This window comes from Telluria sp. ZT3P39, from assembly GCF_059685935.1.
In genome coordinates, this window is the sequence record NZ_JCASIH010000001.1 from 493,975 (window position 1) to 505,030 (window position 11,056).

Annotated in this window: 12 protein-coding genes; 3 read left to right on the plus strand and 9 right to left on the minus strand. The window is 65.8% G+C overall.

Going from position 1 to position 11,056, the window contains the following annotated elements:
• Nucleotides 1–73: 73 nt before the first annotated feature.
• The 9 genes from AC56LR_RS02080 to AC56LR_RS02120 form a co-directional block, all read right to left on the minus strand.
• The gene (locus AC56LR_RS02080; protein ID WP_497126903.1) at nucleotides 74–1,099 is read right to left on the minus strand and encodes an L-threonylcarbamoyladenylate synthase; all 1,026 of its coding nucleotides are present in this window, start codon (nucleotides 1,097–1,099) and stop codon (nucleotides 74–76) included.
• 2 nt (nucleotides 1,100–1,101) lie between these two features.
• The gene (locus AC56LR_RS02085) at nucleotides 1,102–2,286 is read right to left on the minus strand and encodes a 5-(carboxyamino)imidazole ribonucleotide synthase (protein ID WP_497126861.1); all 1,185 of its coding nucleotides are present in this window, start codon (nucleotides 2,284–2,286) and stop codon (nucleotides 1,102–1,104) included.
• Nucleotides 2,287–2,293: 7 nt separating this feature from the next.
• Complete coding sequence (purE, locus tag AC56LR_RS02090; protein ID WP_497126863.1) at nucleotides 2,294–2,791, minus strand: 5-(carboxyamino)imidazole ribonucleotide mutase; 498 nt, start codon at nucleotides 2,789–2,791, stop codon at nucleotides 2,294–2,296.
• 1 nt (nucleotide 2,792) lies between these two features.
• Nucleotides 2,793–3,689: a phosphoribosylaminoimidazolesuccinocarboxamide synthase gene (locus AC56LR_RS02095; RefSeq protein WP_497126865.1), complete on the minus strand. Its 897-nt coding sequence runs from the start codon at nucleotides 3,687–3,689 to the stop codon at nucleotides 2,793–2,795.
• A 148-nt stretch (nucleotides 3,690–3,837) separates the two neighbouring features.
• On the minus strand, nucleotides 3,838–4,902 hold the full coding sequence (fba, locus tag AC56LR_RS02100) for a class II fructose-bisphosphate aldolase (protein WP_497126867.1): 1,065 nt from the start codon (nucleotides 4,900–4,902) through the stop codon (nucleotides 3,838–3,840).
• A 19-nt stretch (nucleotides 4,903–4,921) separates the two neighbouring features.
• Nucleotides 4,922–6,382, minus strand: coding sequence for a pyruvate kinase (gene pyk, locus AC56LR_RS02105; RefSeq protein ID WP_497126905.1), 1,461 nt, complete (start codon nucleotides 6,380–6,382; stop codon nucleotides 4,922–4,924).
• 74 nt (nucleotides 6,383–6,456) lie between these two features.
• Entirely contained in the window at nucleotides 6,457–7,662 is a 1,206-nt protein-coding gene (locus AC56LR_RS02110) for a phosphoglycerate kinase (RefSeq protein WP_497126869.1), read from the minus strand.
• Nucleotides 7,663–7,704: 42 nt separating this feature from the next.
• Nucleotides 7,705–8,049 (minus strand): AzlD domain-containing protein, encoded by a 345-nt coding sequence (locus AC56LR_RS02115; RefSeq protein ID WP_497126871.1) that lies wholly within the window; start codon nucleotides 8,047–8,049, stop codon nucleotides 7,705–7,707.
• Nucleotides 8,042–8,776, minus strand: a complete 735-nt coding sequence (locus AC56LR_RS02120) for an AzlC family ABC transporter permease (RefSeq protein ID WP_497126873.1) — start codon at nucleotides 8,774–8,776, stop codon at nucleotides 8,042–8,044. The genes AC56LR_RS02115 and AC56LR_RS02120 overlap by 8 nt, the downstream gene beginning before the upstream one ends.
• Before the next feature lie 221 nt (nucleotides 8,777–8,997).
• On the opposite strand from AC56LR_RS02120, the gene AC56LR_RS02125 reads away from it, so the two are divergent.
• The 3 genes from AC56LR_RS02125 to AC56LR_RS02135 are packed head-to-tail and all read left to right on the plus strand — an operon-like array spanning nucleotide 8,998 to nucleotide 10,808.
• Nucleotides 8,998–9,192, plus strand: coding sequence for a zinc-finger domain-containing protein (locus tag AC56LR_RS02125; RefSeq protein WP_171087614.1), 195 nt, complete (start codon nucleotides 8,998–9,000; stop codon nucleotides 9,190–9,192).
• A gap of 43 nt (nucleotides 9,193–9,235) precedes the next feature.
• Entirely contained in the window at nucleotides 9,236–10,219 is a 984-nt protein-coding gene (locus AC56LR_RS02130) for a YheT family hydrolase (RefSeq protein ID WP_497126876.1), read from the plus strand.
• Nucleotide 10,220: 1 nt separating this feature from the next.
• A complete protein-coding gene (locus AC56LR_RS02135; RefSeq protein WP_497126878.1) occupies nucleotides 10,221–10,808 on the plus strand; it encodes a DUF2946 family protein in 588 nt (195 codons plus the stop codon).
• Nucleotides 10,809–11,056 lie beyond the last annotated feature (248 nt).

An 11,056-nucleotide genomic window follows, 5' to 3' on the forward strand; every position in this document is an offset into this window, starting at 1 on the left:
AAAGAAGTAGTTTTTTAGGCACAGCGTTGGAACAGAATGCCCGTACCGACGGGCGCTCTGCTCGAGGCGCCGGTCAGGCAGCCGGATGCTGGTTGAGCAGCCCGTGCACGATGCCGGTCGAGCCGTGCGCGGCCCGGCGCAGGCGGTCGTTGACGCCATTCCAATCGCCACCTTGCGGCGGCGCCTCGACCAGGATGACATCGGCGCCATGGCCGTCCATCGCCCGCAGCGCGGCGTAGAGCGCGTGCGCGAAGCCGTCGGGCGTGGCCGGAAGGCGCAGTGCCGCGTGGGTCGAAGGCATATCGGAATAATGGATCAGCGCGACCTTGCGCCCTGCCTTCTCGAGTTGCGCGAGCGTCTGGCGCAGCGTTGCGCCGTCCTGCATCGCCACCGGCGTGTGCGGCGCGTAGTGCGATTCCAGGGTGCCGGAAGCGCGCGGCGCGGCAAGGTCGGGTGCGCCCGGCACGCGGTCGATCACGGCGGCGATCGCGTCGGCGCTGATGTGGCCCGGACGCAGCAGCACCGGCCCATGCGTGGCCAGGCGCGACAAATCGACGATGGTCGATTCGATGCCCACTTGCGAGGCGCCGCCATCGAGCACCATCGCGACCGAACCATCCAGGCCGAACTCGTCACGCACGTGCTGGGCCAGGGTCGGGCTTACCGCGCCGAACTTGTTGGCCGAGGGCGCCGCCACGCCGCCTTTGCCGCCCTTGAACGCGCGCAGCAGCGCGATCGCCACCGGGTGCGAGGGGCAGCGCAGGCCGACGGTATCCTGGCCGCCGCTGACGGCAGCCGGGATGCCCGGCGCGCGCTTGAGGATCATCGTCAGCGGGCCGGGCCAGAAGGCCTCGGCCAGCGCATGCGCTTCCTGGGGAATCTCGGTGGCCCAGTAGTCGAGCGGCGCATCCGGCGCGAGGTGCACGATCACCGGATGGTCTTGCGGGCGGCCCTTGGCGGCGTAGATGGCGGCGACTGCCGCCGGGTTCTCGGCATCGGCGCCGAGGCCGTACACGGTCTCGGTCGGGAAGGCGACGAGCTCACCTTGCTCCAGCGCGCGCGCAGCAAGCTCGATGGCGGCGTGGTCGATGGCGTCCATCGTCACGGCGCGATACCGAGGATGGCGCAGGCATCGAGCAGGCTGGCCTGGGCCTCGGCCAGTGTCGGCGCGACGAAGGTAATGTGGCCCATCTTGCGCGCCCGGCGCGGGTCGTCCTTGCCGTACAGGTGCAGGTTGGCGCCCGGCAGCGCCAGCACGCGGTCCCAGGCCGGCTCGCGGGCCGTAGCGCTGTCTCCGTCGAACCAGACGTCGCCCAGGATATTGAGCATCACGGCGGGCGAATGCTGGCGCACCTCGCCCAGCGGCAGGCGCGCCATCGCGCGCACCTGCTGCGCGAACTGGCTGGTGATGCAGGCGTCCATCGTGTAGTGGCCGCTGTTGTGCGGGCGCGGCGCCATCTCGTTGACGACCAGGCTGCCGTCTTCGAGCACGAAGAACTCGATGCACAGCACGCCGACATAGCCCAGCTGGGCCACGATGGCGCGTGCGGCGTTCTGCGCCTGCTGCGCGCAGGCGCTCGAGACGTTCGGTCCCGGCACGGTGGTGGTGAACAGGATGCCGTCGCGGTGCACGTTCTCGGCGATCGGATAGACCACCGAGGCGCCGTCCGCGCCGCGCGCGGTGAGCACCGACACTTCGTAGGCCAGCGGCAGCATCTTCTCGAGCAGGCAGGTCACGCCCTGCATGGCGTCGAAGGCGGCGCGCACGTCTTCGCGCGAACGCACCCGCACCTGGCCCTTGCCGTCATAGCCCATGCGCACGGTTTTCAGGATGCCCGGCAGCAGGTCGTCGCCAATGGCGTCGATGTCGGCATGCGAGGCGATGGTCTTGTGCGGCGCCGGCATCACGCCGGAAGTCGGCGCGCAATCCACGAAAAAGCGTTTTTCCGCGATGCGGTCCTGGGCGATCGACACGCAGGCGGCGTTGGGCGCGACGAAGCTGCGTTCGCCCAGCCAGGCCATGCTGTCGGCCGGGACGTTCTCGAATTCGGTGGTGATGGCCACGCAGGCCTGCGCCAGTTCAGCCAGCGCCGCCGGGTCGGTGTAGGCGCCCGGGATCAGGCGTTCGGCGACCTGCCCTGCCGGGCAATCCTGGCCCGGTTCGAGCACGGCGACCTTGAAGCCCAAGCTTTGCGCGGCGTGGGCGAACATGCGGCCAAGCTGGCCGCCGCCCATCACGCCGAGCCAGGCCGACGGTTGGGCGCTAGGGAGAAACGGTTTACTCATGCTGCAATCAGACCGGAAGAACCATGGCCTGGGCGGCCGCGGTCTGCTCGAGGCGGAAGGCCAGCAGGGCCTGGGCCAGCGCGTCGTCGCCGGCGGCCAGCATCGCCACCGCGGTCAGCGCGGCATTGGCGGCGCCGGCTTCGCCGATGGCGAAGGTCGCCACCGGCACGCCCTTGGGCATCTGCACGATCGACAGCAGCGAATCCTCGCCGCGCAGGTATTTCGACGGCACCGGCACGCCCAGCACCGGCACGATGGTCTTGGCGGCCACCATGCCCGGCAGGTGGGCGGCGCCCCCTGCCCCGGCGATGATCGCGCGCAGGCCGCGCGCGCGCGCGGTTTCAGCGTACGTGAACATCTCGTCCGGCATGCGGTGCGCCGAGATCACCTGCGCCTCGAAAGGCACATTGAACTGCTTCAGGATGGCGACCGCATGCTGCATCACGTCCCAGTCGGACGAGGAACCCATGATGACGCCGACAACTGGCTTTGCTTGGTCGGTCATTTCAAGCCTTCAGCTTTTCGCCGGTGAGGCGCTCGATGGCTTCGAAATACTTGGCCTGGGTCTTGTCGATCACCTCCTGCGGCAAGCTCGGGGCCGGCGCGGTCTTGTTCCAGTCGGTGAGCGTTTCGAGGTAGTCGCGCACGAACTGCTTGTCGAAGGATGGCGGCGACATGCCCGGCGCGTACGAGTCGGCCGGCCAGAAGCGCGACGAGTCGGCGGTCAGCACTTCGTCCATCAGGTGCATGACGCCGTTGTCGTCCAGGCCGAATTCGAACTTGGTGTCGGCGATGATGATGCCGCGGGTAGCGGCGTATTCCGCAGCGGCCGTGTAGAGCTTGATGCTGACGTCGCGCATCCTGGCGGCGAGTTCCTTGCCGATGCGCTGCTCCATGTCTTCGAACGAGATGTTCTCGTCATGCTCGCCCAGGTCGGCCTTGGCGGCCGGCGTGAACAGCGGTTCCGGCAGCTTGTCGGCCTGGCGCAGGCCGGCGGGCAACTGGATGCCGCAGATCGCGCCGCTGGCCTGGTAATCCTTCCAGCCCGAACCGATGATGTAGCCGCGCACGACGGCTTCGACCATGATCGGCTTCAGGCGCTTGGCCACGACGGCGCGGCCGCGCACCTGCTCCACTTCGCCTGGGGCCACCACGCTCTCGGGCGCCACGCCGGTCAAGTGGTTCGGCACGATGTGGCCGAGCTTCCCGAACCAGAAGTCGCTCATCTGGTTCAGCACCATGCCCTTGCCGGGAATCGGCTCGTTCATGACCACGTCGAAGGCCGACAGGCGGTCGGTCGTGACGATCAGGATCTTGTCGTCGCCGACGGCATAGTTGTCGCGTACCTTGCCGTGACCGAGCAATGGCAGGGACTGGATAGAGGATTGGTAGAGGCTGTTCATAGATGGGATATCAGGGGAACGGAACCGGGAAGTTGTCGCCGGTCGAGTGGGGCAAGCCGGGTGTGGCCTGGGCCAATGCGTGATTTTACGTCAATTCACATGCGCCGTCCCGGCAAGCGCCGGGACGGTCATGCATGCAAAGTAAAGCTTACTGCACGATCTGCGACAGCTCGCCCGCCTTGTAGCGCTCGGCCATCTTGTCCAGCGGCATAGGCTTGATCTTCGCAGCCATGCCTTCGCAGCCGAACGACAGGTAGCGCGCCTTGCAGATCTCGGTCGCGGCTTCGCGCGCTGGCTTGAGGTAGTCGCGCGGATCGAACTTGCCTGGGTTCTGGAACATGTACTTGCGGATCGCAGCGGTCATGGCCAGGCGGATGTCGGTGTCGATGTTGATCTTGCGCACGCCATGCTTGATGCCTTCCTGGATCTCTTCGACCGGCACGCCATAGGTCTCTTTCATGTCGCCGCCGAATTCGCGGATGATCGCCAGCAGCTCTTGCGGCACCGACGACGAACCGTGCATCACCAGGTGGGTGTTCGGGATGCGCAGGTGGATTTCCTTGATGCGGTCGATCGCCAGGATGTCGCCGGTCGGCTTGCGGGTGAATTTATACGCGCCGTGCGAGGTGCCGATGGCGATCGCCAGCGCGTCGCACTGGGTCTTGGCCACGAAGTCGGCAGCCTGGGCCACGTCGGTCAGCAGCTGTTCGCGGGTCATGGCGCCGTCGGCGCCGTGGCCGTCTTCCTTGTCGCCCATCATGGTTTCCAGCGAACCGAGCACGCCCAGTTCGGCTTCGACGGTCACGCCGATCGAGTGCGCGAACTTGACCACTTCGCGCGAGACTTCCACGTTGTACTCGTAGGAAGCGACCGACTTGCCGTCGGCTTCGAGCGAGCCGTCCATCATCACCGAGGTGAAGCCCGAGCGGATCGCGGCCATGCAGACCGCCGGCGACTGGCCGTGGTCCTGGTGCATGACGACCGGGATGTGCGGATAGGCTTCGACGGCGGCGTCGATCAGGTGGCGCAGGAAGGCTTCGCCTGCATATTTGCGGGCGCCGGCCGAGGCCTGCATGATCACCGGCGCGTTGACGGCGTCGGCGGCAGCCATGATGGCCTGCACCTGTTCCAGGTTGTTGACGTTAAATGCCGGCAGGCCGTAGCCGTGTTCGGCGGCGTGGTCCAGCAGTTGACGCATCGAGACGAGTGCCATGGTTGATTACTCCAAACAATTAAGAAACTTTTTCGTCCAGCTCGCCCACGCGCACGATCTTGAGCGCATTGGTGCCACCGGCCTGTCCCATCGGCGAGCCCCAGGTGACCACGATCAGGTCGCCCTTGCACACCATGCCTTCGCGCATCAGCACTTCTTCGGCCTTGCGCAGCACGGCGTGGCTGCCGCCTTCCTGCAGCAGGTGGAATGCTCGCACGTTCCGGTACAGCGACGCCTTGCGTTGCGTCGTCTGTGACGGGGTCAGGGCGAAGATCGGGGTGTCGATCGAGTGACGGCTCATCCACAGCGCAGTCGAGCCCGACTCGGTCAGGGCCACGATGGCTTTCACCTTCAGGTGATGGGCGGTGAACAGCGTGCCGTAGGCGATCGACTGGTCGATGCGGGTGAACTGGACGTTCAGGAAATCGGCGTCGAGCTTGTTGTATTCGGATTGTTCCGCTTCCAGGCAGATCGCGGCCATCATCTCGACCGTTTCAACCGGGTACTTGCCCGATGCGGTCTCGGCCGAGGTCATGACGGCGTCGGTGCCGTCCAGCACGGCGTTGGCCACGTCCGACACTTCGGCGCGGGTCGGCACGGCGTTGACGATCATCGACTCCATCATCTGGGTCGCGGTAATGGCCAGCTTGTTCGACGCGCGTGCCATGCGGATCATGCGCTTTTGCAGCGCCGGCACGGCCGCGTTGCCCACTTCCACCGCCAGGTCGCCGCGGGCGACCATGATGCCGTCGGACGCATCCAGGATTTCCTGCAGGACCGGAATCGCTTCGGCGCGCTCGATCTTGGCGATCATCATCGGCTTGTGGTGGTAGGGCTCGCCGGCGATATTGGCCAGCTGGCGCGCCATTTCCATGTCGGTGGCGTTCTTCGGGAACGAGATCGCCAGGTAGTCGGCCTGGAAGCTCATCGCGGTCTTGATGTCTTCCATGTCCTTGGCGGTCAGCGCCGGCGCGGTCAGGCCGCCGCCCTGGCGGTTGATGCCCTTGTTGTTCGACAGCTCGCCGCCCACTTTCACCGTGGTGCAGATCTCGTGGCCCACGACGCGGTCGACGATCAGCACGATCAGGCCGTCGTTGAGCAGCAGCTTGTCGCCCGGCTTGACGTCGCGCGGCAGCGCCTTGTAGTCCAGGCCCACGCGCTCCTGGTTGCCCAGCTCGCCGTCCTCGCCCCACTTGGCGTCCAGGATGAAACGGTCGCCATTGTTCAGGAAGATCTTGCCTTCTTCAAACTTGCCGACGCGGATCTTCGGACCCTGCATGTCGGCCATGATCGCCACTTCGGTGCCGCATTCGGCAGCGGCGCGGCGCACCAGCGCGGCGCGGTCGATATGGTCCTGGGCCTTACCGTGCGAAAAATTCAGGCGCACGACGTCGACGCCGGCGCGGATCATTTTGACCAGGATGTCGAAGTCGGTCGACGCCGGACCGATGGTGGCGACGATCTTGGTGGCGTTGTACAGGGGGCGCGCAGGTTGCATGTGTTGGATCCTTGATTCTGAAAAGAGAAGCGCAGCTTTCAAAGCTGCGCTCGGACTTATTTCGTATTTCGCTGGAGCAGGATGTCGACTGCCGGCAGGGTTTTGCCTTCGAGGAACTCCAGGAAGGCGCCGCCGCCGGTCGAGATATAGCCGATCTGGTCGCCGATCTCGTACTTGGCAATCGCCGCCAGGGTGTCGCCGCCGCCGGCAATCGAGAAGCCTTGCGACTTGGCGATGGCCAGCGCCAGGGTCCTGGTGCCTTCGGCGAACTGGTCGAACTCGAACACGCCTACCGGTCCGTTCCAGACGATGGTGCCGGCCTTGGCCACCTGTTCGGCCAGCATGGCGGCCGTCTTCGGGCCGATATCCAGGATCATGTCGTCGTCCGCGACGTCGGCCACATCCTTGACGGTGGCCGCAGCCGTTGGCGAGAACTCTTTCGCGCAGACCACGTCCACGGGAATCGGCACCGAGGCGCCACGCGCGCTCATCATGTCGATGATCTGTTTCGCCTCGGCGACCAGGTCGTTCTCGACCAGCGACTTGCCGATGTTCAGGCCGACGGCCTTCATGAAGGTATTGGCGATGCCGCCGCCGACGATCAGGTTGTCTACCTTGCCCGCCAGGCTCTGCAAAATGGAAAGCTTACTTGACACTTTCGAGCCGGCCACGATGGCCAGCAGCGGACGCTTCGGCTGGCCCAGGGCCTTGCCCAGGGCGTCGAGTTCGGCGGCCAGCAGCGGGCCGGCAGCGACGACCGGCGCAAATTTCGCGATGCCGTGGGTGGTGGCTTCCGCGCGGTGCGCGGTGCCGAAGGCGTCGTTCACATAGACGTCGCACAGCTTGGCCATTTTCTGGGCCAGCGCGTCGTCGTTCTTCTTTTCACCCTTGTTGACGCGGCAGTTTTCGAGCAGCACGACCTGGCCCGGCGCGACATCGACGCCATCGACCCAGTTCTGCCTGAGTTCCACCGGCTGGCCGAGCAGCTCGGACAGGCGCGCGGCGACCGGCGCCAGGCTGTCTTCCGGCTTGAATTCGCCTTCAAGCGGGCGGCCCAGGTGCGAAGTCACCATGACGGCGGCGCCAGCCTTGAGTGCAGCCTGGATGGCCGGCACGGAAGCGCGCACGCGGGTGTCTTCGGTGATATTGCCAGCGTCATCCTGCGGCACGTTCAGGTCGGCGCGGATGAAGACGCGCTTGTTTTTCAGCGCATCGCGATCGATCAGGTCTTGCAGGCGGGTGAAGCTGAGAACGTCGTCCATTGGCTAGTCAACAGTGGAATAATGAAAGAACGTCATTGTACATTAGGCCGAGGCGCCAAAAACGTGTAGAAGACGCAACAGTGTGAAGACCGCCATGCCAAACAGGATGGTCAGGATCATGCTGCGGCGCCACAGGTAAAACGCCAGTGCCGCGAGCCCGGCGAGCAGTTTCGGGTTGGCCAGCGTCAGTTGCGCGGCGCCCTCCGTATCGACCAGCATGTCGGGTCCGACGATTGCGGCCAGCGCGCAGGCCGGCGCATAGCGCAGCATTTCCTGCACCCGCGGCGGGATCGTCACGCGGTGGCCGATCAGCCAGAACGAGCTGCGGGTGGCGGCGGTGGCCAGGCAGAGCACGCCGATGATGGCCCAGATTTCCCAGTCAGACATGTTTCGCCTTTCGCTTGGCGAAGGTTTCTTCGACCACCATCGCCGTGACCATGCCCACCACGACCGCCAGCAGCAGGCCCAGTTTATAGGGCAGGCCGTAGGCCAGCACCGAAATGGCCACCGCCACGACCACGCCGCACAGCGCGGCGCTGTTGATGATCAAGGGGACCATGATGCAGAGGATCGCCAGCGTGCCGGCGAAGCCCAGGCCCCATTCGGACGGAATCGCGCGGCCCAGGAAGATGCCGGTCAATGAACCGATCTGCCAGGCGAACCAGTTCGGATACATCAGCCCTTTCAGATAGGACAGCTTGCCGGCCACGCGTTCGGCGGTCGGATAGCGCTGCAGGAACATCGCCACGGTCATGTCGCCGGAAACGTAGCCGAGCAGGAAGCGCTGCTTCCAGGGCAGGTGGGCGAAATGCGGCCCGAGCAGGGCGGAAAAAATGACGAAGCGCAGGTTGACGACCAGCGCGGTGGCGAAGATGACCCAGATCGGCGCGGCCGCCGCGATCAGGGGCAGCGAAGCGAGTTGGGCGGAACCGGCGAACACCAGCAGGGTCATGCCGGTTGCCTGCACCGGGCTCAAACCACTCTTGACCATCGCAATGCCGACCACCAGGCCCCAGGCGCCGATGCCGAACAGGGTCGGCAGGCCGGTCTTGAAGCCTTCGCGCCAGGCGGCGGGGTCGTGCGCTTCCTTCGATACAGGATGGGCCTGGCTCATGTGGTCTTCCCGCAACGGCCATGACGGGCAGTTGCGGCGACGGTCTTGAAACGACGGTGCATGAAACGCATGTAAAAGATGTGCAAGGATGCGGCGCCGGGTGGCCAAGCTGCGCCCGGGCTCGATTGTAGTCAGTTTGTTATTCTACCGATCATTTCGGTATGCAGGGTGAATCCGGTAGAATCCTGTCTTTGTCCACATTCGCTCAACGGAGAAACCAGATGAACCAAAAGACGATGCCCGTGGTGGAGCTCGAGGCCAAGGACTTGCCGGCACATTGCCCGAACCCGGCCATGCCGCTGTGGTCGTCGCACCCGCGCGTCTTCCTCGATTTCGACCACCATGGCGACGCCAAGTGCCCCTACTGCGGCACCCAGTACCGCCTGGCGGCCGGCACCGTGCTCAAGCATCACTAATCTGCTGTCCATCGGCGCGCTTGATTCCCGCGCCGCCTCGTCCATGCATTACCGTGCGCCCGCGTGGCTCCCCGGTGGCCACCTCCAGACCATCTACCCGGCGACCTGCATCGCCAGACCGCCCGTCGCCTACCGGCGCGAGCGCTGGACGAGCGCCGACGGCGATTTCGTCGATGTCGATTTCGTCGACGGCCAGCCGGGCAAGCCGCTGGTGGTGCTGTTCCACGGGCTCGAAGGTTCCTCGAACAGCCATTACGCGCGCAGCCTGATGGCGGCCCTGCACGCGCGTGGCTGGTCGGGCGCCGTGCCCCACTTCCGCGGCTGCTCGGGCGAGCCGAACCTGCAACCGCGCTTCTACCACTCGGGCGACGCCGACGAAGTCGACTGGATCGTGCGCAAACTCCATGCGCGTGCACCCGGCCCGCTGTTCGCCGCCGGCGTGTCCCTGGGCGGCAATGCGCTGCTGCGCTGGCTGGGCGAATCCGGCCAGGCCGCCGGCATCGTCTCAGCGAGCTGCGCGGTCTCCGCCCCGCTCGACCTGGCGCAGGGCGGCAAGGCGCTGGGCTCCGGCTTCAACATGCTGTACACCCGCATGTTCCTGCAGACGCTCAAGCCCAAATGCCTGGCCAAGCTGGAACGCTTTCCCGGCCTGTTCGACCGCGACGCCCTGCTCGGTGCGCGCGACCTCTACGCTTTCGACAACGTCGTCACCGCGCCGCTGCACGGCTACCGCGACACCGACGACTACTGGCACCGCGCCAGCGCCCGCCACGTGCTGCACGAGATCACGGTGCCGACCCTGGTGCTCAACGCCCGCAACGACCCCTTCCTGCCGGGCGAGCACCTGCCCCTCACCGCATCGAACGCGGTGACGCTCGAGTACCCGGACGAAGGCGGCCACGTGGGCTTTTCGGTCGGCCCCTTCCCGGGCCGCATCGACTGGCTGCCGCAAAAGATCCTGCATTTCTTCGACGCCGCAGCCCCGAACTGCGCGACCGGCGCGCACGAACTATGCGAAGCTTCGTGACATGGACGACATCGTAAAACAGGCAATGGCCAAGTGGCCCAACGTGCCCCACTGCTACGGGTGGCTGGCACTGGACGCGCGCGGCAACTGGCGCATGCGCGACGAGACCGCGCAGCGCACCAACGGGCCAGGCGACAAGCTGGCGCACGTCGCGCTCATCGGCTTCATCAACCGCAATTACGCGCACGACGACAAGGGCCGCTGGTATTTCCAGAACGGTCCGCAGCGCGTGTACGTGAACCTCGAGGCGACACCTTTCATCGCGCGCACCGATCCGGCGCAGGGGTTTGTATTGCACACCGGGCAGGCGCTGGCGGGAGTGGACGGCGTGTTCATGACCGATGCCGGCGCGCTGATCCTGCAGGCGGGCGAGGTCGTCGCCCAGCTGGACGACCGCGACGTGGAACAGGTGCTGGGACGGATGGAGCTCGATGGCCGGCCGGCGTCGATCGAAGCGATCATGGCCTGGCTCGAGGATGATGCGGAGCCGCTGATACTGGCGCTGGGCGAGGGGCGTGTGCGCGTCGAGCGGCTGGCGGCGGACGCTGTCGCGCGCCGCTTCGGCTTCGTGCAGCTGCCTGGGGCGTAGGGTGGGCGGCTACACCCGGGATTGGGCTTGGCCCGAGCATTGAACGCCGCCCGCGCGTTCAATCCGGGCATGAACGGCCGCACGACAATTCCTCCGCTGGTTGAACGCGCGGGCAGGAAACCTGCCCACCCTGTAAAGGCAAAGTTAAAATGTCCGATTCTGGCAAAGTTGAAATGTCCGCTGTTTTTTGTGTCGCAGGACTTCAAACTCGCTTTTGAGCGGACATTTTTTTCGCCGCCTTGACCCCT